Below are 22,503 nucleotides of genomic sequence, written 5' to 3' on the forward strand. Positions count from 1 at the left end.
ATCTGGGCCCTCACCTGTCGCATCGGGCCCTCACTTGTCGCCGTCGAGGGTGTAGGTACGGTCGCGCTGCGGGACGTCGGCGCCGCCGCCGGGCGCGACGAGCGCCAGCCGGACATGGGTCGCGAACGACTCGGCGTACGCCACACGCTGGGCGTCCAGCGTCTTGAGGGCGAAGGTGATCGGGACGGCGTCGGTGGCCTGCCGCGAGCGGTCGCTCTCGTTCTGGTCCGGGTCGAGGGGGGTGAGCTTGCCGACGTCCACGACGCGTGCGTCCGAGACGATGACCTTGGAGGTGTCCGGGGTGCCCTTGTCGTCGCCCTTGAACGTCGCGTAGATGTTGACGCCGGCGCCCGGCGTGATCTTGCCCGCAACCCCGGTGGACGCGTCGATCATGATGGCGATCTCCTGCTCGCCCGCGGTGAGTTCGGGCTGCGCCACGATCATGTCGGTCTGCAGCAGCGAGCCCTTGCGCAGCCGGGTGACGGCGATCTTGCCGCGCACCTGGGCCAGGTCGGTCACCGCGTTGCCCGAGAGCCACTTCCGCGGCATCCGGGTCTCCTCGAAGTCGCCCGCGGTGAGCTGCTTGTACGGGGCTATGTCGCTGCGGACGCGGTACGCGGTGACCTCGGGGCCGACCTTCGCGTTCACGTCGCGGATGACCGCGAGCACGCCGATGACCGCGGCGACGGCGCAGAGGGCCGACAGGATCAGCAGGACGACGCCGCGGCGCTGGCGGGAGTTCACTGGGCGGGCAACCTCTCGGACGGGGCGTGCGGGTCCGCGAAGGGTGCGGAGCAGAACCCGCAGCGGTCCCCTATGAGTTCGAGCCCGCACCAGTGGCAGAGCTCACGGCGTACGGAGGAGACCAGCTGGTGGAGGACGGACAGCTCGGGGATGGCCGCGGCGAACTCCACCAGCCGGGGGGTGGCCCACCAGCCCGACGAGTCGGCGGGCAGGGCGGTCTCCAGATGGCCCTGGACCTGCCAGTCCGGGGCGAGCACCGAGGTCACCCAGTCGGACTGGAGCTGCCCCCTGGCGACGAGCAGCCGGGTCGCGAACGACGGCCCGTCGAGCAGCCCGGGTTCGGCCCCGGTCACCTTGGTCAGCTGCGGTACGGGCGAGGCGAGCACGGCGAACTGCGAGCCCGGCATCCAGGACTTGGCGTGCGCGGTCAGCGACACCGGTACGTGGTCGAGCCGGGTGACGGTCGGCAGCAGGGCGCCCGCGTAGATGTAGTGGGCGAGCAGCCGGGCGGCCGACGCAAGGACTCCGGGGCTGAAGTCGCAGACGGAGAGCTGTCGCAGCTGCCGGGCGAGTACGGCGACACCGAGCGGCGGCAGGTCGACGGGGAGCAGCGCGATGCGGTCGCTCTCCAGGACCGAGCGGACGGCGTGCAGCCGCTGGACGTACGGCGCGGGGAGTGCGGCGGCGTACGGGACGACGACGTAGCCGTGCTGTTCGAGGAGGGCGTGCAGTTCCGTGATGGAGGCTTCGAACGACTGGGCGGCGGGCGGCTGGAGCACGGCGGCGAGCGGGGTGTGCCGGTCGGACGGCGGCAGCACGAGATCGCCGCTGGTGACAGCTATCGCGGTCGGCACGTCGTGGTCCCCCGTTCACAGCGGGCTGCTCCTGCATCAGCACTGTATCCAGGGGACCCGCCGGAAGAACCACAACTGACCGGAATTCATTGGATCTTGGCGGGCGGGCCGACGGCGCCCGAAGGCGGAGAAACGGTGGAGAAGATGCCCTCGTGCGGACAGATCCCTTGACATTGCAATTGGTCTGGACCAGCTTGGTCGCATTCAGCGGTGGCCACCGTTCCGTATCCCAGCCCCCACCCCCCACTCCTGGAGGCCGTACGTGACATCCCGACGCTCCACCCGCTCCTGGCTGGGCGGGGCCGTAGCCGCCCTGGCCGCCGCGGCCCTCTCCTTCGCCGGGACGACGGCCCAGGCCGCCGACCACCCCGCACCGGCGGCCCACCCGGCCGCGGCGGCCAGAACCGCCACCGCCGCACCGCCCGCCCACGCGGTCACCGGCTACTGGCAGAACTTCGACAACGGCGCTGCCGTGCAGAAGCTCACCGACGTACCGAAGGACTACGACATCATCGCGGTCGCCTTCGCCGACACCGGGAGCTCGCCGGGCGCCGTCACCTTCAACCTGGACTCCGCCGGGCTCGGCGGCTACACGCCCGACCAGTTCAAGGCCGACATCAAGACCGAGCAGGCGGCGGGCAAGTCCGTCGTCATCTCCATCGGCGGCCAGAACGGCACGGTCTCGGTGAGCGACTCGGCGTCGGCGGACAACTTCGCCAACTCCGTCTACGCGCTGATGCAGGAGTACGGCTTCAACGGGGTCGACATCGACCTGGAGAACGGCGTCAACTCCACCTATATGTCCCAGGCGCTCAAGTCGCTCTCCGCGAAGGCCGGTTCGGGCCTGGTCATCACCATGGCACCGCAGACCATCGACATGCAGTCGACGTCGGCCGAGTACTTCAAGACGGCGCTCGCCATCAAGGACATCCTGACCGTCGTCAATATGCAGTACTACAACAGCGGTTCCATGCTCGGCTGCGACGGCAAGGTCTACTCGCAGGGCACGGTGGACTTCCTCACCGCGCTCGCCTGCATCCAGCTGGAGGGCGGACTCGACCCCTCACAGGTCGGCATCGGGGTCCCCGCTTCGTCGAGCGCGGCGGGCAGCGGCTATGTCGCACCGAGCGTCGTCAACGACGCGCTCGACTGCCTCACCAAGGGCAGCAGCTGCGGCTCCTTCAAGCCCTCGAAGACCTACCCCGGACTGCGTGGCGCGATGGCCTGGTCCACCAACTGGGACGCCACGGCGGGCAACGCCTGGTCCAGCGCGGTCGGACCGCACGTCCACAGCCTGTAACCACAGCAGGCCCCCAGCACGGCAGCGCCGCCGCTCCCCCGGCGGCGCTGCCGCATGTTCCGGTGCCGCCGGCCGCTACGGCTTCGGCAGGGCGCAGCCCGAGCGGCTCAGGTCGATCTTGCTGCCGGCTCCGACGCACGGCACGATCCCGTACGTCTCCTCGGCGTAGTTGATGCCCTTGTGGATGGTGACGTTGCCGTTCTCGTCCACCTCGCACGGGTTGTTGTCCGTGCAGCGCTCGCCGTCCTCATTGCCCGTGTTGTTGACGGCGACGACCTTGCCGGTCGCGGTGTCGACCACCGGCGATCCCGATGTACCGCCGATCGTGTCGCAGGCCGAGGTGTAGCGGAGCGAGTCCTTCCAGGTCCAGTCACCCTCCTTGAGGCGGTAGACGAAACCGTCCACGTTGCAGCTGTAGATCTTCTTCCAGTACCCGGAGACCACACTGATCGCGGTCCCCTTCGCCGGGTGGGCGGCGTTGAGTTCCAGCGCGGAGATCCCGTACTTGCTCTGTATCTGCGCGTACGTGGAGCTGAGCTGGTACAGCGAGACGTCCGTGTCGGTCATCGTCGCGTACGCCACCTTGCTCGCCTTGAGCGTGGCGACCGAGCTCCCCGCCGCGTTCAGCAGCGAGAAGGTACGGCTGGACGGCTGGTCGGTGATGACCTCACCGGCAGCCGGGAAGCCGGTCTCCAGGCAGTGGCCGTTGGAGAGCACCAGCGCGGGATCGCCCGGCTGGGAGTCCGGCACGCGGACGACGGAGCCCGAGCAGTTGCTCAGCGCCACCGTTCCGGCGAAGTCGGCCGCCTTGGCCGTGGGGTGGCCGGTGGCCGCCACCGCGGGTGTCGCTGCCGCGCCCGTGAGAAAAAGGGCGAGCAGTGCGCCGACGAGAGGCTTCTTCATGTGGGGGGTCCCCTCTGTGACCGAAGTTCTTCCGGTTTGACATGCGCATTCTTAACGCAAGAGGGGCGGGCGGGGAAGGGCACCCCGCCCGGACACACCGGTGGCCGCACCGCCGCCACACCCTGTCGCACACCCGCCGCACACCCGCGTACGGAGCGGGAACGGAGCCGCCCCCGCGGTACGGCGCGGCCCGCCCGGGGAGTGCCTCCAGTGAATCTGCACACCGAATACGCAGGCCGGTCACGGTGTTCCGAGAACAGGCACACCTGTATGAGCCGGCCTTGGACATGAATTCGGACGTGTCCAATTTGCTGAAATTCACCGCGCTTTCGCGCGGACGGACCTGGGGATGACGTGAAGGCGATGTCCCGGCCAGGTGACCGGGCCTGCACCCGGCCCCAATTCCCCGTTCACACAGCCCCTGACCGGGGGGCTTCCGAGTGGATGCGTACGCCGTGATCGTGCTTTGATCCTCCGCACCGCGGGAGTTGCACCACTGATTCCCGCCCGCTCGCATTACCAAGAGAAGGGCCGCTCACATCATGAACAACGCTCCCCAGGTTGAGACCCTCGAAATCTCCGACGCCGACCTCGACAACGTCTCCGGCGGTCTCGTCGGCGGCCTCGTCAGCACCGTGACCGGCACGGCCGACTCCGTCGCCCCGGTCTCCGGCGTCATCGCCGGTGCCACCGGCACGGTCGAGGGCCTGACCGGTGTCAACACCGGCGCCGTCACCGGCCTCATCGCCGGCGCCTGATCCACGGCTCCGCACGGGCCCCGGAACCTTCCCCAGGGTTCCGGGGCCCGACGGCGCTCCGGCGCGGCGCACCGCAGCGCCCGCGACCGCGTCGGGGAAGCAGGGAAGCACACGGGGAAGAACGGGGAAGAACGGGGAAGAACGGGGAAGAACGCCGTGCAGTTCCGCCAACAGGCCCTGTCCAAGCTGCAGTCGCCCGAGGAGCTCGACCTCCCCGTGCGTCTCGCCAGGCCGCAGGGGCTGCTCGTCCTGGTGGTGACGGTGGTCGTGATGGCCGCCGCATCCGTATGGGCGGTGGCCGGATCGGTGTCGTCGACGCTCCGGGCGCCCGGCATCCTGACGCATGCGCAGGGCAGTGATGTCCTCCAGAGCCCGGTCACCGGCCAGGTCACGGACGTGCTCGCCAGGGAGGGACAGCGCCTGGCCGCGGGCGCACCGGTCCTCAAGGTCCGTACCGACCGGGGCGACCGGCTCGTCCGCACCATCGACGCCGGACGGGTCACCGCACTCACCGCCGGGACCGGCGCCGTCGTCACCACCGGCGCCGATGTCGCCACCGTGGAGAAGACCCGGAGCACCAAGGACCCCCTGCTCGCCGTGGTGTACGTACCGGCGGACCGCGCGGCGACCGTGCCGGTCGGCGCGGACGTCGACCTCACCGTCCAGTCGGCCCCCTCCCAGCAGTACGGGCTGCTGCGCGGCCGTGTCCAGACGGTGGGGCGCGGTGCGCAGACCCCGCAGCGGATAGCCGCCTTCATCGGCGACAAGGAGCTGGCCGCACAGTTCACGAAGAGCGGCTCGGCGGTCGCGGTCCTCGTACGGCTCGTCACATCGGCCGCCACGAAGTCGGGATACGCCTGGTCGTCCGCGGGCGGTCCGCCGTACGCCCTGGACTCCATGACCCCGGCATCCGCCTCCGTACACCTCGCCGAGCAGCGCCCGATCGATTGGCTGCTTCCTTGAGCTCATCCCCCGCCCCGCAGCAGCGGCTGCCACCGGCCGGCCACGGCCGCCGCAGGGCGCGCCCCGCACCCGGGCCCCGGCGCCGCCGCCGGACGGTCCGTACCCCCACCGTGCTCCAGATGGAGGCCGTCGAGTGCGGCGCCGCGTCCCTGGCGATGGTCCTCGCCCACCACGGCCGCCATGTCCCGCTCGAAGAGCTGCGCATCGCCTGCGGTGTCTCGCGCGACGGCTCCCGGGCCAGCAACCTCCTGAAGGCGGCGCGCCGTTACGGGATGACGGCCAGGGGCATGCAGATGGAGCCGGCGGCGCTGGCCGAGGTCGAAGCGCCCGCGATCCTCTTCTGGGAGTTCAACCACTACGTCGTCTACGACGGCATGGGCCGACGCTTCGGGCGGCGCGGTGTGCACATCAACGACCCGGACAAGGGCCGCAGGTTCGTACCCGCCGAGGAGTTCGACACCAGCTTCACCGGGGTGGTCCTCGTCCTCGAACCGGGCGACGGCTTCCGCGGCGGCGGCCGCAGGCCCGGCGTCCTGAGCGCGCTGCCCGGACGGCTGCGCGGCACCACGGGCACGATGCTCGCCGCGCTCCTCGCCAGCCTGCTGCTGGTCGCGACCGGTGCGGCGCTGCCCGCGCTCAGCCGCACCTACATCGACATGTTCCTGATCGGTGGCCAGACCTCGCTGCTCGGCGCGCTGTTCGCTTCGATGGCCACGATGGTGGGGCTCACCGCCGTCCTCACCTGGCTCCAGCAGGCGAACCTGCTGCGCGGGCGGGTCATCGCGTCGACGCTCAGCAGCGCCCGCTTCCTCGGCCATCTGCTGCGGCTGCCCGTGACGTTCTTCGCACAGCGCAGCCCGGCCGACCTGGTGCAGCGGCTCCAGTCGAACGACGCCGTCGCCGAGACACTCGCCCGCGATCTGACCGCCGCCGGGGTCGACGGTGTGGTGGTGCTGCTGTACGCGGCGCTGCTCTGGACGTACGACCCCCAGCTGACGCTCGTCGGGGTCGGCATCGCACTCGGCAACGTCGTCGCGATGCGCATCGTGGTCCGGCTGCGCGCCACCCGTACGCAGAAACTGCGCGCGGACACGGCCCGGCTCACCAACACCGCGTACACCGGCCTCCAGCTGATCGAGACGATGAAGGCGACGGGCGGCGAGGACGGCTACTTCCGGCGCTGGGCCGGGCAGCACGCCACCACCCTCGACGAGCAGCAGCGGCTCGGGGTGCCGAGCGCGTGGCTGGGCGTCGTGGCGCCGGCCCTGGCGACGCTGAACAGCGCGCTGATCCTGTGGATCGGCGGTCTGCGCGCGGTCGAGGGGCATCTCTCGGTGGGGCTCCTGGTCGCGTTCCAGGCGCTCATGGTCCGCTTCACCGCGCCGATCACCCGGCTCAACGGTGTCGCGGGCCGTATCCAGGACTTCGCGGCCGATGTGACACGGCTGAAGGACGTCGAGAGCTTTCCCGCTGACCCCCTGTACACCCGTACCGGCGCCGGCCGTACTGACGGCGCGGGTTCCGACGGCGCCGGTACGCCCCGCCCCGGTACGGCCCGCCCCAGTACGGCCCAGCCTGGCACGGACACGAGTACGCGCCGTCTCAAGGGGCACGTCACGCTGGACGGCATCACCTTCGGCTACAGCCCGCTCGACGCCCCGCTCCTGACGGGCTTCTCGCTGGCCGTGGGCCCCGGGCAGCAGGTGGCCCTGGTGGGCGGTTCGGGCAGCGGCAAGTCGACGGTGTCGCGGCTGATCTCCGGGCTGTACAGCCCGTGGGAGGGCACGATCCGCATCGACGGGCAGCGCATCGACGAGATCCCCCGTGGCGCGCTGACGGCGTCCGTGTCCTTCGTCGACCAGGACGTCTTCCTCTTCGAGGGAACGGTCCGTGACAACGTCGCCCTGTGGGACCCCTCGGTCCCCGACGAGGCGGTCGCCGACGCGCTCAGGGACGCCGCGCTGTACGACGTCGTGGCCCGCAGGCCCGGCGCCCTCCACGCCCGGGTCGAGCAGGACGGACGGAACTTCTCCGGCGGGCAGCGCCAGCGGCTCGAAATCGCGCGGGCCCTGGTAAGGCGGCCGAGCATCCTCGTGCTCGACGAGGTGACCAGCGCCCTGGACGCCGAGACCGAGCACCTCATCATCGACAATCTGCGGCGCCGCGGCTGCGCCTGTGTGGTGATCGCCCACCGCCTCAGCACGGTCCGCGACAGCGACGAGATCGTGGTGCTCGACCACGGCCGGGTCGTGGAGCGCGGCCGCCACGAGGAGCTGGTGGCCGCCGGAGGGCCGTACGCCGAACTGGTCAGGGAGCACTGACGTGACGTACACACACCAGGAGAGCGCCACGGGCGACCAGGTGACCGCCGCGTTCGGCGCACTGGGCGGGCCGGTGGACTGCACCGGGCTGCGCAGCCTGCCGCTCGAAGGCCCGCAGGTCCTGTGGCTCGTCGTCGGGGGCGCGCTCGACCTGTTCGCGGTGGACACGGCCGCGCAGGGGCACTGGCACTTCCTGGGCCGGCTCGACGCCGGGACACTGCTGCTCGGTCCGGTCGACGGCACCCAGCACACCCTGGTGGGGCGGCCGCTGCGCGGCTGTGCGCTGCGCCGCATCGCGCTGCGGGAACTGCGGAGCCCGGGTGACGGCTCATGGGCGTACGACCAGCAGTACCTCAGCCGTTACGACACCCAGGACTCGGCCCTGAGCCTCCTGGAGCACGCCTTCGCGCTGGGCGTGGGCCGCAGCCAGCGGGTGCTGTTCGAGGCCCCGCTCGACGGCAGGACCGCCGGCGACGACACCGTGGGCGACGACGACATCCTGTGGCTGCCTGTCATGCCGGGCAGTGTGCAGTACGGGGCGTCGTACAGCGCGGACGCGGCCGGTGACCTGCTGGTCGACGGGGCGATGTGGCAGCGCATGGTCAACCAGCAGTTCCGGCTGCTCTCGGCCCTCGACCGCTGGATCGAGCGGGTGGAGAGCGCGCACGAGACCCGTACGGCGGCCGGTATCAGGGCGGGCGAGACCGTACGCGAGAACGCCGACCGGACCCTGATCGCCTCCATCGGCCGCGCGCCCGGGGAGGGCCGGCGGCGCACACCCGCCACCGGCGCCGACGACGCGGCGTACGGCGCGTGCAGGCTGGTCGCGGAGGCGGCCGGTATCCCGCTCAACGGACCCGCACCGGGCGCCGCCCCGGGTGAACGGGCCGATCCGGTCGAGCAGTTCGCGCTCGCCTCGCGGATCCGCAGCCGCACCGTCCGGCTGGACGGCCGCTGGTGGCGCGAGAACACGGGGCCGCTGGTCGGGTACCGGGCCGCGTCCGGCGCCCCGGTCGCGCTGCTGTGGCGGCGCGGCGGATACGAGGCCGTGCACCACGGTGGCGGACGGCGCATCCGGATCGGTGAGGCCAACGCGGACGAGTTCGAACCGCGGGCCGTGATGCTGTACCGGCCGCTGCCCGACCGGCCGCTCGGCCCGCTGCGGCTGCTGCGGTTCAGCGCGCACGGCACGGGCCGCGATGTGCGCCGTCTGCTCGGGGCCGGCCTGGTGACGGTCGCGATCAGCGCCCTGGTGCCGGTGGCGACCGGGCGGGTGCTCGGCGACTATGTGCCGAACGCCGAGTCGGACCTGATCGTCCAGGTGGCGCTGGCGGTGATGGTGACGAGCATTGTGTCGGCCGCGTTCATGCTGCTGCAGAATCTGACCGTCCTGCGGATGGAGGGCCGGATCGAGGGCGCCCTGCAACCGGCCGTGTGGGACCGGCTGCTGCGGCTGCCGACGCGCTTCTTCGCCTCGCGCTCCACGGGCGAGCTGGCCAGTGCGGCGATGGGCATCAGCGCGATCCGCCGGCTCCTGTCGGGGGTGGGCCCGCTGGTGGTGCAGGCGGGCACGGTCGGCGTGATGAACCTCGTCCTGCTGCTCTGCTACAGCGTGCCCCTCGCCCTGACCGCCCTCGGCATGCTGGCGGTGATCGCGGCGGTCTTCCTCGCCCTCGGGCTGTGGGAGCTGCGCTGGCAGCGGCGGATCGTGGTGCTCTCCAACAAGCTGAACAACCAGGCGTTCCAGACCCTGCGGGGCCTGCCGAAGCTGCGCGTCGCGGGCGCGGAGAGCTTCGCGTACGCCGCGTGGGCCGGGGAGTTCGCGCGCAGCCGGGAGCTCCAGCGGCGCGCCGGACGCGTCAAGAACCTGACCACGGTCCTCAACTCCGTCTATCTGCCGCTCTGTTCCCTGGTGATGTTCATCCTGCTCGCGGGCCCGGCGCGGGGCAGTATGTCGGCGGGTGACTTCCTCACCTTCAGCACCGCCGTGACGATGCTGCTCACCTCGGTCACCCAGCTCACCGGGGCGGCGCTCTCGGCGGCGGCGGTCCTGCCCATGTTCGAACAGATCAAGCCGGTCCTCGACGAGGTGCCCGAGGTACGCGCGGCCAGCACCCGGCCCGGCCTCCTGACCGGGGAGATCGAGGCGCGCGGAGTCTCCTTCCGGTACACGGACGACGGCCCGCTCGTCCTCGACGACGTCTCGCTCTCCGTCCGGCCGGGTGAGTTCGTGGCGGTCGTCGGCCCGAGCGGCTGCGGCAAGTCGACACTGCTGCGTCTCCTCATCGGCTTCGACCGCCCGGCCGCGGGCAGTGTCCTGTACGACGGCCAGGACCTCGCGGCACTCGACCAGGCGGCGGTGCGCCGGCAGTGCGGGGTGGTACTGCAGAACGCGCAGCCGCTGACCGGTTCGATCATGGACTGCATCTGCGGCGCCGAGGTGTTCACGCAGGAGGAGGCGTGGGAGGCGGCGGAGATGGCGGGACTCGCGGAGGACATCAGGCGGATGCCGATGGGCCTGCACACGATGATCGCGGGCGGCGGCGCCGTCTCGGGCGGCCAGCGCCAGCGCCTGATGATCGCGCAGGCGCTGATCCGGCGCCCGCGCATCCTCTTCTTCGACGAGGCCACGAGCGCCCTGGACAACGAGACCCAGCGCACCGTCACCGAGAGCACCCGCGCACTGAACGCGACCCGCGTCGTCATCGCACACCGCCTGTCCACAGTCCTGGACGCGGACCGGGTCGTCGTCATGGCGGACGGCCACATCGTCCAGCAGGGCCCCCCGTCCGAACTCCTCATGGACACGGAGGGCCATCTGCATGAGCTGGTGCGACGGCAGATGGTGTAGCTGCGTAGGGGCCCGTACCTGCGTCGAAGTAGCCCCGTGGGAGCCGCGACGGTCATGGAGGACGTGTCGTAACACGCAGAGCTACGCTCCTGCCATGGCGCCCAAGGAACGCTTCAGCATCAGCATGGACCCCGACCTCAAGGCCTCCCTCAAGGAGCACGCACAGGCGGCAGAGCTGGATGTGACGCGGTATGTGACCCTCGCCGTACAGAAGCAGATGCAGGAGGACGCCGTCATCGCCCGCCGCTTCGCGGCGGTCGACGCGGAGATCGCCGCCACCGAGGCCCTGCCCGCTCCCGAGGGCGCGGAGACCGAAGTCGACGAGGCCGAGATCACAGCAGCGCTCGCGGGCATCGCCCACGCTCTCGCGCCCTCGCCGGAAGAGGCGGCATGAGCCACCCGGCGTTCGTCTACGCCGCAGCATGCTCATCGCGCTCGACCACCAGGACCGCACGGCACACACCTTTCACCAGGCGCTGGCCCGGCTGGACCACCCGCCCGTGGTACCCCTCCCCGTGCTCGCCCAGGTCTGGCGGCCGGGACGCTGGACCCCGCTGAGCCGGTGCGTACCCCAGTGCACGGTCTTCGGCACCCGGGAGGCCCGGGTCGCGGGGTGCGGCCCCTGCGACGTGGGGCATCTGGAAAGCGACGCGAAACGCGCCGGGCAACTGCTCACGCACGCCGCCATCCCCGCCGAGAAACGCCCCGACGCGGTGGACGCCCTCGCCATGGTCATCGCCGCCCGCCACGTCAGCAGCGTGGTCGTGACCTCGGACGTACGCGATCTCGTGGCCTACCGCGATGCCCTGCCCCAGGCGGAGCAGAGCATCCGCGTCCTGTCCGTCTCGGACCTCGCGGAGTTCATGTCCGGCAAGCGCGTCACCGTGTGATCCGCCTGCGGCCTGCCCATGCCATGACGCATCCGGGCGCCCGGCGTCACTCCGTATGCACCTCGGCCGACGGCCAGGCTCCCCCGGCGAACTCGCGTCCCCAGTAGTAGGGGTTGACCTCGGCGAGGGTGCGGGCCTGCCAGCCACCGGGCTCACCCGGGGCGGGGACCGCCACCTCGACGCCCGGCCCCCACAGGGCCAGCCGCTCCTGACAGATCCCGCACGGGGTCAGTACGGTGAGCCGGCCGGCGATCCGGTTGACGCACACCGACGCGGTGACTCTGCGGTCCAGCGTGTACGCCTGGCAGTACGCCCCGACCTCGTGGCAGAGCGTCACACCCGCGTTGAGGTTGTCGAAGCAGACACTGGTAAGGATCCGGCCGTCATCGAGGTAGACGGCGGCCGCCCCCGCTTCCTCGCGCCCCGGCCAGCGGCGGTCCATCTGCGCGATCGCGGCGTCCACCAGGGCCTGGTCGAGTTTCATCGTGGCATCCTGTCAGGCCGCCGCGGCGTGCTGAAACCCTTTTCCGTTCCCGGCCACCCACCGGCCTCACCTCAACCGGAACGGAGAGGCCGGGAAGGTGTGGACGCCCGATGGTCACGGGGTGGCCAGCTGCGCGGCGCACTTCTTGTCGTGCGCGGGCCGCTTCCCGGTGGCCAGGTAGTCGGTCACCGCGTCGTTCCCGCAGGCGTTCGAGCCCGTCAGGTAGACCACGTGGCCGCCCTGGTCGACGGTGACCATCCGGGCACGGTCACCGAGGGCCCGGCGTGTGCGCAGTGCCCCGGACAGCGGGGTGGCCGGGTCGCGGAGGTTCTGCACCATGAGGACGTCGGAAGGGCCCCGGTCGGTGATCTTCACCTGCGGCTCCTTGGGAGCCCGCCAGAAGGCGCACGGGCGGATGTTGGCCGCGAACGCCCCGTACATCGGGTGGTCGGCCCGGTCGGCCGCGACGTTGTGCTGATAGGTCGTGAGAGCGGTCGGCCAGCGGGAGTCGCCGCAGATCACCCCGAGGTAGGCCGCGGGGAAGTTGTCGCTGTACGCGCCGCCGCCGCTGGTGGTGTCTCCGGCGCCCGGGAGCGGGTGGTTCGTGTCCAGGTCGTGCCAGGTGGTGGCGAGGCCGGCCAGGTCGCTGTCCGCACGGATCATCGCCGCGGTGACGACACGGAAGGTCGTACCGTCGTACCCCTGGACCGGCTTGTGGTCGAGGCTCGCGGCCAGTCGGAAGTACTTCTCGCGTACCGCGGCGGGCGTGCTGCCCAGGTGGTAGCGCCCGGACCCGGCAGCGGCGAACTTGGCGAAGTCGGGGAAGCGGGTCTCGAAGCCCGCGCCCTGGCTGCGCAGTGCGTCGACGTCGTAGCCCTCGGGCGGCAGGCTGCTGTCGAGGACCACGCGGTCGCTTCGGTGGGGGAACAGGGTGGTGTACACGGCTCCGAGGTAGGTGCCGTAGGACTCGCCGTAGTACGAGATCTTCGGTACGCCCAGTGCCGCCCGGATCCGCTCCATGTCCCGCGCCGTGTTCGCTGTGGTGATGTACGGCAGCAGGTCAGCGGTCTTGGACGCGGCGCACTGTGCTGCGAGCTTCTTCGCGGTCACGGCCTGCTTCGCCACGTCGGCCGCGCCGGCCGGGTTGGGCGGGTTGGCCGCCACACCGCCCTGAGCGGCGTTGAATCCACAGGTCAGCGGGGTGCTCTTGCCGACTCCGCGTGGGTCGAAACCGATCACGTCGTACCGGTCGCGGACCTTCTGGGGCAGCTTCATCACCGTGGGGACGGCGAGCCCCGGCAGGGCGGGGCCGCCGGGGTTGAGCAGGAGCACGCCGCGCTTCTCGGCCGGTTTCGTGCTCGCCAGACGGGACACCTCGACGTCGATCGTCCGCCCGTCGGGGTGCTGGTAGTCGAGCGGCACCGCGAGCTTCGCACACCGCAGGGACGCCTCCTTCGGGCTGGGGCACGCGCCCCACCGCAGCGGCGACGGGGAGGGCGCGGCGGCCTTCGTCCGGGACGAGGTGTCCGTGGTGGCAGACCCCGATGTGCACGAGGTCACCGCCGCCGCGCCCACCGTCACGGCGAGCGCCGCGAGCCAGATCCTGAGCATGGTTGTTCTCCTCACTTCGAGAGGGCAGTGGGTGGGGCGCGCCGGGCCGGAGCGTCAGCCTCCGGCGGAAGTGGCCCGGACGGCCGCCGCCGTCCGCTTGCGCCGCCTGCGCAGCAGTACGACGACGACCGCGAAGACCTGGAGCACGAGGTCCAGACCCGGCAGGTCGGCGGTCGTCTCGGAGTGGACGTGGCCGGTGCGGCGGATCGTCCCGGCGGGCTCGCCGTCGTCACCGATCATGGTGTGCTCCCGGTCGGCCACCGCGGTCCGGCGGAACGGGACGACCCGCTCGCGGCACGTGATGCTCCAGCTCCGGCTCACCCGGTCCGTGGTCGCGACGACGGACCCGCCGGCGTCGAGCAGTTCGAAGGCACCGCTGAACCGGTGGGTACGGACGGAATAGTCGGACCCGTGCAGGGTGAAACGGGCGCCCGTGCGGCCTCTGTGCAGCGAGAACGTCGTCAGCGCCCGTCCGTCCTCGGTGAGTTCGTACTCCTGGGTCGGCAGATGGATCCTCTTCGCGTGCAACATGACTCCACTGCAGCACCGGTCCGCCGCTCGGGCCCATGCCATTTGTCATGCATGACTGGTGACAACCACAACGGGGTCGCCCCTCATGGGTGGGCGATGCTTGTCCACATGACCCTGTGCCTGCACCACTCCCCGGACCGCCGCCTGCGTGCCCCTGCGGCAGCCGGACGTAGCATGACCGACGTGAGTGCACGCGATCCGGACGAGTTCTCCGCGGGCCAGTGGCCGGACTGGAGTTTCTGGAAGGACCAGCCGGGGAGCCCCAGGGGATACGGCCGTAGCCGCGTGGCGGTGGCCTCGGCCACGGCGCTGGCCTCCCTCACCCTGATCGCACGGGCCCTGGACATCGCGCACGGCACCGGACCGCCCCTGCTCACCTCGCTCGCGATCGCCCTGGTCGCCTGTTACGGCATCGGCTGCGTCCTGGCGCCCTGGTACGGGCCGGTGGCGCTGCGCCGGGGGCGGGTCGCCATGGTGGCCGCGCTGTTCGTGCTCGGGGCGGCACCGGCCGTGCTGCTCGCGTCGCCGGGCTACCTGACCGATCTGACCTATGCCCTCTCGATCGGCCTCATGCTGCTGCCGCTGCGCCGTGCGCTGCTGCTCGGCCTCGTGACGGTGGTGGGGCAGATCGTCTGGATGCGTCTCGCCCGGGGAGAGGTGGCCTGGGCGCAGGTGGCCATCCTCGTCGGTGTGACCGCGGTACTCGGCACCGTCTTCGCGCTCAACTTCACGATCGGTCATCTGCGGGCCGCCCGTGAGCAGGTGAGGAGGCTGGCCGTGAACCAGGAACGGGAGCGGGTCGCCCGGGACATGCACGACGTCCTCGGCCACAGCCTCTCCACGATGACCGTCAAACTGGGGCTGACCCGGCGCATCCTGGAGTCCTCCGGAGACGTGGCCCTCGCCGTCGCCCAGGTCACCGAGTTGGAGACCATGGCGCGCACGGCGCTCTCCGACGTACGGGCCACCATCTCGGACTACCGCACCCTGTCGCTGGACAGCGAACTGGCCGGCGCCCGCATGGCTCTGCACGCCGCCGGTGTACGGGCGGAGCTGCCCGCGGCGACCGACGCCGTACGCACCGAACTGCGCGAGGTGTTCGGCTACGTCGTGCGGGAGGCGGTCACCAATGTGCTGCGGCACTCCGACGCCGAACTGTGCACCGTCCGCATCGGGCCCGACTGGGTCGAGGTCACCGACAACGGCAGTTTCACCGGCACGGCGAGCCCCGGGAACGGGCTCACCGGCCTCACCGAACGGCTGGCCGCCGTATCGGGCAGCCTCGAACACGAGCCTGCGCCCGGCGGCGGGTTCCGGGTCATCGCCCGCGGACCGGCCCCGGCGGCCCGCCTTACACCGTCCCAGGAAGCCGGGCCGACATGATCCGCATTCTGCTCGCCGACGACCAGGCGCTCGTACGGGGCGCCCTCGCATCGGTGCTCCGGCTCGAACCCGACATCGACGTGGTCGCCGAGATCGGCGTCGGAACCGAGGTACTGGCCGCCGCGGAGCGGACCGCGCCCGACATCGCGCTGCTCGACGTACAGATGCCCGGCCGGGACGGCCTGAGCGTCGCCGCCGATCTCCAGCAGGCGCTGCCCGGCTGCCGCACCATCATCTGCACGACCTTCAGCCGGCCCGGCTACCTCGCGCGGGCGATGTCCGCGGGCGCCTCCGGGTACGTCGTGAAGGACTCCCCGCCCGAGCAGCTGGTCGACGCGATCCGCCGCGTCCACGCCGGTCTGCGTTTCGTGGATCCGGGCCTCGCCGCCGAAGCGCTGGCCGCCGGTGCGAGCCCGCTGACCGGGCGCGAGGCGGACGTGCTGCGCGCCGCGGCCGACGGCGGCACCGTGGCCGACATCGCCAGGGCGCTCCGGCTGTCCCAGGGCACCGTGCGCAACCATCTGTCGTCGGCGATCGGCAAGACACAGGCCCGCACCCGCGCCGAGGCGGCCCGGCTCGCGGAGACCAACGGCTGGCTGTGAACGGGAGCGGGGGCCGGGGCGGGGCCGAGAGCGGGGGCGCGTCCGGGAGCAGGGGCCCGGGGGCGGGGCCGGGCAGGACCGTTTCGGTGGGAACGGTCGGCTGCTACGTTTTCCGGGTGAGAAAAGGACCTGCCACGCGAAGCGCAGGGGCGGACGAGCCCCTCGGCTTCGTCATCGCCTCGGCGGGCAACGCCGCGGCTCTCGCCTTCGAGTCCGCCCTGGCCGCGGAGGATCTGCTCCCGCGGCACTTCGCCGTGCTGCGCGGGCTGCGTGACGGCGAGGAGCACACACAGCAGCAACTCGCCTCCGCGCTGGGCATTCCGGCCAGCCGTCTGGTCGGGCTGCTCGTGCTGCTGATCGAGAGGGGCCTGGTGGAGCGGCGCGAGTCGCCGGCCGATGCCCGGGTGAAGCTGGTCCGCCTGCGGGAGGAGGGCCGGGTGGAACTGGAGAAGCTGATCCGGCTCGCGGGCGCATCGGAGAGGCAGCTGACCGCGGGGCTGACGGCCGACGACCGGGCCGAGCTGCGCCGTTTGCTCGGCATCGTCTACGCCAACGTCGCCGTGGAGCCCGAAGGGCGGCCCGTCCGGGCCTGGTGACCGGCCCTCCCGGCCCGCATGCTCGATCCCGTGACCGGCACGGGCTTGCGCAAATCGTTTCGGTTGGAATAATTTCAGTGAGAACTGATCGAGCGCTGCCACGAGGCAGCCGACCACAGGAGACGACCATGACAGTCACGAACCAGGACACGGTCGAGGCATTCCTCGCACGGATCCGGGACGCCTGGGACGCGGGGGACGCGAGCGGCTACGCAGCACAGTTCGCGCAGGACGCGTCGTATGTGATCTTCATGGGGGACGTCATGCTCGGGCGCACCGCCATCGAGCAGACACACCGCGAGGTGTTCGCCCGGTGGCAGAAGGGCACCCGCATGACGGTCAAGCCGATCGACGTACGGATGCCGGACGAGTCCACCGCGGTGGTGACCACCGTCGGCGGCGTCGGCAAGGGCAGCCGGATCGGCTTCGACAAGCTCCAGACCTTCACGCTCCGCCGCCACGAGGGGCGCTGGGAGTGCGTGGCCTTCCAGAACACGAAGATGAGCCGCCGGTCGAAGCGCGCCTACCGCTCCTGACCGCACCCCGGCAACAGGCCGCTTTCCACGGAGCGTTGGGATTTCGGGGTTCCGGCCCACAGGCCCAGCGGTATCCGGCAGAATCCGCAGTGAACCGCCCTGCGCAAGACCGGCCCGCTGACCACGGGCCGCAAGAAGCGGGAGCGCCCCTCATGCCACCCGAGGGCATCCGCTCGGCACAGTCGTGCGGAAGACGGGGAGACGGAAAAGACGGAACGACGGGGGATACGAGATGCGATCGATCAGCCGACTCACCACCTGGTTCACCACCCTGGCCACCGCCGTGGGGGCCACCGTGGTCCTCGCAGGAAGCCCGGCCGCCGCCGACGGCGGAGGATACTGGGACACCGGGTGTGATTACGGGCACGCGTGCATCCACCTTTCGGGGATGCGCCATCTTCCGAATTCGTACTGGAACGTGAACGGCTGCGGCTCACACGGCATCAACGACTACTACGACGGCGGCATCGCGAGCGGCAACACCTTCATCGTCTACTACAGGGACAACACGTCGGACACCGTTGCCGCCTGGAGCGGACGCCAGTTGGACCCCAACAACGTCATCACCGAGCTCTACGTGCTGTGTTGATCCACTGCGGAGCGCCGACCGGCCTCGCACCGCAGGCCACAACAGGAAAAGGGGGATCCGACATGCGATCGATCAGCCGAATGACCGCCTGGTTCACCACCCTGGCCACCGCCGTGGGGGCCACCGTGGTCCTCGCAGGGAGCCCGGCCGCAGCCGACGGCGGAGGATACTGGTCCAATCAATGCGACTACGGACGGGCGTGCATCACCCTGTCGGGCGGACGCTCGGGGCCTGGCGGCGCGATCTGGAACGTGATCGGCTGCGGTTTCCACGAAGTCAATGACTACTACGGGCACGCGATCGCCCACGGCAACACCTTCGTCGTCTACTACCGGAACAACAAGTGGGATCGCGTTGTCGCCTGGACCGACCGCGGGCTGGACCCCACCAACGTCGCCACCAACGTCTGGGTGTCCTGCTGAGAGTTGCTGTCACTTCTGGCGGCAGCGTCCACACCAGGCCCACCGGCACCGATGGGCCCCGGAAGCGGCATCGCTTCCGGGGCGCCCGGATGTCCGGGGACGGGCCCGCATCATCCGGGGACCGGCCTAGATCACCAGACTGAGCAGCGCCGCGACCACGAAGCCCGCAAGCGACAGGACCGACTCCAGGACCGTCCAGGACTTCAGTGTGTCGCGTTCCGAGATGCCGAAGTACTTGGCGACCATCCAGAAACCGCCGTCGTTGACGTGCGAGGCGAAGATCGAGCCGGCCGAGATGGCCATGATGACCAGGGCGAGGTGGGGCTGCGAGAGGTGCTGGCCGTCGACCAGGGGCAGGACGATGCCCGCCGTGGTCACGATCGCCACCGTCGCGCTGCCCTGGGCCACCCGCAGCACCAGCGAGATCAGATAGGCCAGCACGATGACCGGCAGGCCCACGTCATTGAAGGTCTTGGCCAGCGCGTCCGCGATGCCGCTGCCGCTGAGGACCGCGCCGAAGATACCGCCCGCGCCGACCACCAGCAGGATGTTGCCCACCGGCTTCAGCGAGGCGGTCGAGACCGCCTCCAGGGACTTGCGCGACCAGCCGCGGCGGATGCCGAGGAGGTAGTACGAGAGGAAGAGCGCGATCGTCAGGGCGACGAAGGGGTGACCGAAGAACTCCAGGACCGAGCGGAGCGTCGAGGGGTCGAGCGCGATCGAGGAGAACGTCGCCAGCAGGATCAGGATCAGCGGGGTGCCGATGATCGCGAGGACCGTGCCGAGCGGGACCGGCTTCTCCTGCGCCTCGACGCCCTGCGCCCGCTGCTCGGCGACGACCGCCGCCTTCGCCTCATCGGCGGCCTCGACCATGTCCTGCGGTACGGGGACGAAGAGCCGCTTGCCGATCCACGCCGCGTACACCCAGGCGGCCAGCACGGCGGGGATGCCACAGGCGGCGCCGATCACGATGATCCAGCCCAGTGAGACATGGAAGAGCGCGGCGGCGGCGACAGGTCCCGGGTGCGGCGGCAGGAACGCGTGGGTCATCGACAGACCCGCCAGCAGCGGCATCGCGTACAGGATGATGGACTTGCCGGACCGCTTGGCGGCGGCGTAGACGATCGGCGCGAGGACGAAGATGCCGACGTCGAAGAAGACCGGGATACCGAAGATGAGCCCGGTGAGCCCCATCGCGAGCGGGGCGCGCTTCTCGCCGAAGAGGTTCAGCAGCCGGGAGCTCAGCACCTCGGCGCCGCCCGAGACCTCAAGGATCGAGCCGAGCATCGTGCCGAGCCCGATGATGATCGCGATATGCCCGAGGATGCCGCCCATGCCCGACTCGATCATCGAGACGGACGACGACTTCTGGACCGTGCCGAAGAGTTCGGTGACGGAGAGTCCGGCACCGAGGCCGACGGCTATGGAGACACCGAGCAGCGCGACGAACGGCTGCAGCCTGACCTTGATGATCAGGAAGAGCAGGAGCGCGATGCCCAGGACGGCGACGGTCAGCAGACCGGTGGTGCCTCCGACGATGGCGAGCAGCCCCCCGGTGTGGGGTGGCGCTGCGGGGGTCTCAGCGGCGAAGTACATGGGGGAACTCCGTTGTTTCCTCGGGGACTTCAGGGAGGGGGTGCGGGCAAGAAGCGGGGGCGCCCGTGTCAGCGAGCCGGGGTACGACAGGGTGCGGCAGGGCAGGGTGGAGCGCGGCACGGCGCCCCGGAGGGGGGAAGGGGCGCCGTGCCGGGTCGGGGTGGGGCGGTGTCAGCCGAGTACGGCGAGCGCGTCGATCTCGATGAGCAGGCCGGGCGGCAGACCGACGTAGACGGTCGTACGGGCCGCGGCGGGCTGGGTCAGACCCTGCTCCTCGAAGTACGCGTTGTAGATCTCGTTCAGCTCGGCGAAGTGCGCGACGTCCGTGAGGTAGACGCGCATCATCATCACGTCGTCCCAGGTCGCGCCGCCCTCCTCCAGGATCGCCTTGACGTTGGCGAAGGTCTGGAGGGTCTGCTCGCGCAGGGACGGGCCCGCCGGGGTGGGCGCCTGGCCCTCGACGGCCGGCAGGAAGCCGACCTGGCCGGCGACCTGGAGGATGTTGCCCTTGCGGACGCCGTGCGAGAACTTCGCGGGCGGCGTGGTGTGGGTGGCGGGGGTGAGAGCGGTCTTCTCGGTCATGCCCTTGCTTCCTTCGGGGGGTGGTGCGGGGGGACGGACTTCGGCTGCGGTGCCGTGCCCGCGTACTCGCCGCTGATGGCGTCGGCCGTGCGGCGCACCAGCGGGAGCAGAGTGAGGAGTTCCTCTGCGGTCACGACCACATTGGGCGCCGACATCGACATAGCGGCGACGACCCGGCCGTCCACGCCCCGGATGGGGGCTGCGACGCAGTTGATGGACTCCTCGTGGCCACCGAGGTCGGTGGCCCAGCCCTGTTCGCCCACCGTGGCCAGCTCCTTGAGGAAGGCGCCGGCGTTCGGGGTCGAACGGGCCGTGTAGGTGGGGTAGTCGAGCCGTTCGGCGACGGCGCGCCGCTCCGGCTCGGGGAGGTCGGCGAGCAGCAGTTTGGCGACGGCCGCCACGGTGATCGCGACGGGCCGGCCGATCCGCGAGTACATCCGGACCGGGTAGCGGCTCTCGACCTTGTCGATGTAGAGGACCTCGTTCTCCTCGTACACCGCGAGGTGCACGGTGTGCCCGCACTCCTCGTTGAGCCGGGCCAGATGGGGGTGGGCGATCTCCCGTACGTCGAGGTTCTCCACGGCTTCCTGGGCGAGCGCGAAGAGCCGGGTGCCGAGGCGGTAGCGCTGGTCCTGCTGGCGGTATACGAGGCCGTGCTCGTGGAGGGTACGGAGCAGCCGCAGCGCGGTCGACTTGTGGACGCCGAGGCTCTCCGAGACCTGGCCGAGGTCGGCGGGGCCCCGGGCGAGCAGCGGCAGGATGGAGAGCGCGCGGTCTACGGTCTGGCTCATGGCGTACGTACCTCCTCGTCGGCGTCCCGGTCGGTGTGCCCGTCGGCGTCCCCGTCGGCGCGGGTCGCGTCGGCTCCCGTCGTACGAGGCGGAGTCCCCCCGGACGCGGTCCCGGTCCAGCCGGGCCCGATCCGAAGTGTCCCCCAGGCGGTGTCGTCGAGAGCCGCGAGGCGGTCGGCCTGCTCGCGGGAGGGCGGGTCGGCCAGATCGCCGTGGACGGTGAGGGCGGCCGCGGCCATCAGATGGCCGTGCCGTACGCGGTCCCGGACCGGGAGGCCGCGCAGCGTGCCGGAGAGGAACCCGGCCGCGAAGGCGTCACCGGCGCCGACCGGCGCCACGACATCGACCCGCAGCGCGGGCACGATGGTGACGGTGTCGTCCGCCGAGGAGCCCGCCGGGGCGTCCTGCGTCCGCGCGAAGACGGTGGCCCCCGCCGCCCCCCGCTTCACGACCAGCACCCCCGGCTCCGGCAGTTCGGCCCGGATCGCGGACGCGCCGCGCACACCCCAGGCGGCCGCCGCCTCGTCCTCGCCGACGAATACCAGGTCCGCTCCGCGCGCCAGGTCGAGCAGCACACGCGGCCCCGCCCCGTCCGCGTCACGCCACAGCCCCGGCCGGAAGTTGACGTCGAAGGAGACCAGCGGACGGCCCGGGGCGGGCGCGGTGAGTTCCCGCATCAGGGCGAGACAGCCGGGCGAGAGCGCGGCGGTGATCCCGGAGAGGTGGAGCACCCGCCCGGACCGGAGCGCCGCGCCGTCCAGCACGCCGGGCGCCATCGCGCTGGCGGCGGATCCGGCCCGGTAGTAGACGACTTCGTGGTCGTCGCCGTCGCGGTCGTCGGCGGTACGGAAGTAGATACCCGTGGGCCGGCCCGGATCGCGCTGGACGGCCGAGGTGTCGACCCCGTACGCGGCGACGGCCCCGGTCAGGTGGTCGCCGAAGCCGTCGGCGCCGACCCGGCTGATCCAGCGCGCGGAGTGCCCGGCGGCAGCCAGCGCGCACGCCACATTGGACTCGGCGCCGCCGATGCCCCGTTCGAAGGAGGGCACGTCGGCGAGGCGGCCGGGCCGTGAGGGCAGGAACGTGACCATGGACTCGCCGAGACAGACGACGTCCACGGCGGGCGCTGGGGGGTGCTGCGCGGTCACGATCGCTCTCGCTCCTCGGGGCTGGGCGGCCGGGGGCTCCGTTGACCC

The 22,503-nt window shown here is 71.2% G+C and carries 22 protein-coding genes and 1 pseudogene; 13 read left to right on the forward strand and 10 right to left on the reverse strand.

The annotated features are described in order from the left end of the window. Nucleotides 1-30: 30 nt before the first annotated feature. Nucleotides 31-744 carry a Flp pilus assembly protein CpaB gene (gene cpaB / locus ACWGKJ_RS00200; RefSeq protein WP_385018848.1) on the reverse strand — a complete coding sequence of 238 codons (714 nt, stop codon included), beginning with the start codon at nucleotides 742-744 and terminating at the stop codon, nucleotides 31-33. After that, on the reverse strand, nucleotides 741-1,598 hold the full coding sequence (locus tag ACWGKJ_RS00205; RefSeq protein WP_385018846.1) for a hypothetical protein: 858 nt from the start codon (nucleotides 1,596-1,598) through the stop codon (nucleotides 741-743). Before ACWGKJ_RS00205 ends, cpaB begins: the two co-directional genes overlap by 4 nt. 421 nt (nucleotides 1,599-2,019) lie before the next feature. Between ACWGKJ_RS00205 and ACWGKJ_RS00210 the strand changes: the two are divergent. Further along, nucleotides 2,020-2,898: pseudogene (locus ACWGKJ_RS00210) on the forward strand (chitinase); the annotation flags it as partial. A 75-nt stretch (nucleotides 2,899-2,973) separates the two neighbouring features. Here ACWGKJ_RS00210 and ACWGKJ_RS00215 read toward each other — a convergent pair. Next, complete coding sequence (locus ACWGKJ_RS00215; protein ID WP_385018844.1) at nucleotides 2,974-3,801, reverse strand: S1 family peptidase; 828 nt, start codon at nucleotides 3,799-3,801, stop codon at nucleotides 2,974-2,976. 542 nt (nucleotides 3,802-4,343) lie between these two features. Between ACWGKJ_RS00215 and ACWGKJ_RS00220 the strand changes: the two genes are divergently transcribed. The 6 genes from ACWGKJ_RS00220 (at nucleotide 4,344) to ACWGKJ_RS00245 (ending at nucleotide 11,584) form a co-directional block, all read left to right on the forward strand. Then, nucleotides 4,344-4,559, forward strand: a complete 216-nt coding sequence (locus tag ACWGKJ_RS00220) for a type A2 lantipeptide (RefSeq protein ID WP_385018842.1) — start codon at nucleotides 4,344-4,346, stop codon at nucleotides 4,557-4,559. A gap of 156 nt (nucleotides 4,560-4,715) precedes the next feature. Continuing rightward, on the forward strand, nucleotides 4,716-5,522 hold the full coding sequence (locus tag ACWGKJ_RS00225) for an HlyD family efflux transporter periplasmic adaptor subunit (RefSeq protein ID WP_385018840.1): 807 nt from the start codon (nucleotides 4,716-4,718) through the stop codon (nucleotides 5,520-5,522). Next, entirely contained in the window at nucleotides 5,519-7,843 is a 2,325-nt protein-coding gene (locus ACWGKJ_RS00230) for an NHLP family bacteriocin export ABC transporter peptidase/permease/ATPase subunit (protein WP_385018838.1), read from the forward strand. The genes ACWGKJ_RS00225 and ACWGKJ_RS00230 overlap by 4 nt, the downstream gene beginning before the upstream one ends. A gap of 1 nt (nucleotide 7,844) precedes the next feature. After that, complete coding sequence (locus ACWGKJ_RS00235) at nucleotides 7,845-10,694, forward strand: NHLP bacteriocin export ABC transporter permease/ATPase subunit (RefSeq protein WP_385018836.1); 2,850 nt, start codon at nucleotides 7,845-7,847, stop codon at nucleotides 10,692-10,694. Between the two features lie 94 nt (nucleotides 10,695-10,788). Then, nucleotides 10,789-11,088, forward strand: a complete 300-nt coding sequence (locus ACWGKJ_RS00240) for a hypothetical protein (RefSeq protein ID WP_385018834.1) — start codon at nucleotides 10,789-10,791, stop codon at nucleotides 11,086-11,088. Nucleotides 11,089-11,116: 28 nt separating this feature from the next. Continuing rightward, on the forward strand, nucleotides 11,117-11,584 hold the full coding sequence (locus tag ACWGKJ_RS00245) for a hypothetical protein (protein WP_385018832.1): 468 nt from the start codon (nucleotides 11,117-11,119) through the stop codon (nucleotides 11,582-11,584). A 46-nt stretch (nucleotides 11,585-11,630) separates the two neighbouring features. Here the strand turns inward: ACWGKJ_RS00245 and ACWGKJ_RS00250 are convergent, their stop codons facing one another. The 3 genes from ACWGKJ_RS00250 to ACWGKJ_RS00260 all read right to left on the reverse strand — a co-directional run bounded on the left by ACWGKJ_RS00250 (nucleotide 11,631) and on the right by ACWGKJ_RS00260 (nucleotide 14,210). Then, nucleotides 11,631-12,068 (reverse strand): cytidine deaminase, encoded by a 438-nt coding sequence (locus ACWGKJ_RS00250; RefSeq protein ID WP_385018830.1) that lies wholly within the window; start codon nucleotides 12,066-12,068, stop codon nucleotides 11,631-11,633. A 114-nt stretch (nucleotides 12,069-12,182) separates the two neighbouring features. Continuing rightward, the gene (locus ACWGKJ_RS00255) at nucleotides 12,183-13,679 is read right to left on the reverse strand and encodes an alpha/beta hydrolase (protein ID WP_385018828.1); all 1,497 of its coding nucleotides are present in this window, start codon (nucleotides 13,677-13,679) and stop codon (nucleotides 12,183-12,185) included. A gap of 54 nt (nucleotides 13,680-13,733) precedes the next feature. After that, nucleotides 13,734-14,210: a hypothetical protein gene (locus ACWGKJ_RS00260; protein ID WP_385018826.1), complete on the reverse strand. Its 477-nt coding sequence runs from the start codon at nucleotides 14,208-14,210 to the stop codon at nucleotides 13,734-13,736. Between the two features lie 174 nt (nucleotides 14,211-14,384). Here ACWGKJ_RS00260 and ACWGKJ_RS00265 point away from each other — a divergent pair, with 174 nt between their 5' ends. From ACWGKJ_RS00265 to ACWGKJ_RS00290, 6 genes are all read left to right on the forward strand, one after another. After that, nucleotides 14,385-15,593, forward strand: a complete 1,209-nt coding sequence (locus ACWGKJ_RS00265) for a sensor histidine kinase (RefSeq protein ID WP_385018824.1) — start codon at nucleotides 14,385-14,387, stop codon at nucleotides 15,591-15,593. Next, entirely contained in the window at nucleotides 15,590-16,195 is a 606-nt protein-coding gene (locus tag ACWGKJ_RS00270; protein WP_385018822.1) for a response regulator transcription factor, read from the forward strand. Before ACWGKJ_RS00265 ends, ACWGKJ_RS00270 begins: the two co-directional genes overlap by 4 nt. 116 nt (nucleotides 16,196-16,311) lie before the next feature. Beyond that, nucleotides 16,312-16,791, forward strand: a complete 480-nt coding sequence (locus ACWGKJ_RS00275) for a MarR family winged helix-turn-helix transcriptional regulator (protein ID WP_385018820.1) — start codon at nucleotides 16,312-16,314, stop codon at nucleotides 16,789-16,791. A gap of 128 nt (nucleotides 16,792-16,919) precedes the next feature. Then, the gene (locus ACWGKJ_RS00280) at nucleotides 16,920-17,327 is read left to right on the forward strand and encodes an SgcJ/EcaC family oxidoreductase (RefSeq protein ID WP_385018818.1); all 408 of its coding nucleotides are present in this window, start codon (nucleotides 16,920-16,922) and stop codon (nucleotides 17,325-17,327) included. 232 nt (nucleotides 17,328-17,559) lie between these two features. Beyond that, entirely contained in the window at nucleotides 17,560-17,916 is a 357-nt protein-coding gene (locus ACWGKJ_RS00285) for a hypothetical protein (RefSeq protein ID WP_385018816.1), read from the forward strand. A 62-nt stretch (nucleotides 17,917-17,978) separates the two neighbouring features. Next, entirely contained in the window at nucleotides 17,979-18,338 is a 360-nt protein-coding gene (locus tag ACWGKJ_RS00290; RefSeq protein ID WP_385018814.1) for a hypothetical protein, read from the forward strand. A gap of 126 nt (nucleotides 18,339-18,464) precedes the next feature. On the opposite strand, the gene ACWGKJ_RS00295 is transcribed toward ACWGKJ_RS00290, so the two are convergent. From ACWGKJ_RS00295 to ACWGKJ_RS00310, 4 genes are all read right to left on the reverse strand, one after another. Then, a complete protein-coding gene (locus ACWGKJ_RS00295; protein ID WP_385018812.1) occupies nucleotides 18,465-19,934 on the reverse strand; it encodes a GntP family permease in 1,470 nt (489 codons plus the stop codon). 171 nt (nucleotides 19,935-20,105) lie between these two features. Next, complete coding sequence (locus ACWGKJ_RS00300; protein ID WP_385018810.1) at nucleotides 20,106-20,516, reverse strand: RidA family protein; 411 nt, start codon at nucleotides 20,514-20,516, stop codon at nucleotides 20,106-20,108. Continuing rightward, nucleotides 20,513-21,307 (reverse strand): IclR family transcriptional regulator, encoded by a 795-nt coding sequence (locus tag ACWGKJ_RS00305; RefSeq protein ID WP_385018808.1) that lies wholly within the window; start codon nucleotides 21,305-21,307, stop codon nucleotides 20,513-20,515. Before ACWGKJ_RS00305 ends, ACWGKJ_RS00300 begins: the two co-directional genes overlap by 4 nt. Next, nucleotides 21,304-22,455: a sugar kinase gene (locus ACWGKJ_RS00310; protein ID WP_385018806.1), complete on the reverse strand. Its 1,152-nt coding sequence runs from the start codon at nucleotides 22,453-22,455 to the stop codon at nucleotides 21,304-21,306. Before ACWGKJ_RS00310 ends, ACWGKJ_RS00305 begins: the two co-directional genes overlap by 4 nt. Nucleotides 22,456-22,503: the final 48 nt, after the last annotated feature.

It is taken from the genome of Streptomyces sp. NPDC054757, assembly GCF_053612185.1.

Excerpts from the sequence above, each read along its gene's own strand:
- ACWGKJ_RS00215 (WP_385018844.1), bottom strand. The coding sequence starts at position 3,801 with ATGAAGAAGCCTCTCGTCGGCGCACTGCTCGCCCTTTTTCTCACGGGC.
- ACWGKJ_RS00220 (WP_385018842.1), top strand. The coding sequence starts at position 4,344 with ATGAACAACGCTCCCCAGGTTGAGACCCTCGAAATCTCCGACGCCGAC.
- ACWGKJ_RS00240 (WP_385018834.1), top strand. The coding sequence starts at position 10,789 with ATGGCGCCCAAGGAACGCTTCAGCATCAGCATGGACCCCGACCTCAAG.
- ACWGKJ_RS00245 (WP_385018832.1), top strand. The coding sequence starts at position 11,117 with ATGCTCATCGCGCTCGACCACCAGGACCGCACGGCACACACCTTTCAC.
- ACWGKJ_RS00250 (WP_385018830.1), bottom strand. The coding sequence starts at position 12,068 with ATGAAACTCGACCAGGCCCTGGTGGACGCCGCGATCGCGCAGATGGAC.
- ACWGKJ_RS00255 (WP_385018828.1), bottom strand. The coding sequence starts at position 13,679 with ATGCTCAGGATCTGGCTCGCGGCGCTCGCCGTGACGGTGGGCGCGGCG.
- ACWGKJ_RS00260 (WP_385018826.1), bottom strand. The coding sequence starts at position 14,210 with ATGTTGCACGCGAAGAGGATCCATCTGCCGACCCAGGAGTACGAACTC.
- ACWGKJ_RS00265 (WP_385018824.1), top strand. The coding sequence starts at position 14,385 with ATGACCGACGTGAGTGCACGCGATCCGGACGAGTTCTCCGCGGGCCAG.
- ACWGKJ_RS00270 (WP_385018822.1), top strand. The coding sequence starts at position 15,590 with ATGATCCGCATTCTGCTCGCCGACGACCAGGCGCTCGTACGGGGCGCC.
- ACWGKJ_RS00280 (WP_385018818.1), top strand. The coding sequence starts at position 16,920 with ATGACAGTCACGAACCAGGACACGGTCGAGGCATTCCTCGCACGGATC.
- ACWGKJ_RS00285 (WP_385018816.1), top strand. The coding sequence starts at position 17,560 with ATGCGATCGATCAGCCGACTCACCACCTGGTTCACCACCCTGGCCACC.
- ACWGKJ_RS00290 (WP_385018814.1), top strand. The coding sequence starts at position 17,979 with ATGCGATCGATCAGCCGAATGACCGCCTGGTTCACCACCCTGGCCACC.
- ACWGKJ_RS00295 (WP_385018812.1), bottom strand. The coding sequence starts at position 19,934 with ATGTACTTCGCCGCTGAGACCCCCGCAGCGCCACCCCACACCGGGGGG.
- ACWGKJ_RS00300 (WP_385018810.1), bottom strand. The coding sequence starts at position 20,516 with ATGACCGAGAAGACCGCTCTCACCCCCGCCACCCACACCACGCCGCCC.
- ACWGKJ_RS00305 (WP_385018808.1), bottom strand. The coding sequence starts at position 21,307 with ATGAGCCAGACCGTAGACCGCGCGCTCTCCATCCTGCCGCTGCTCGCC.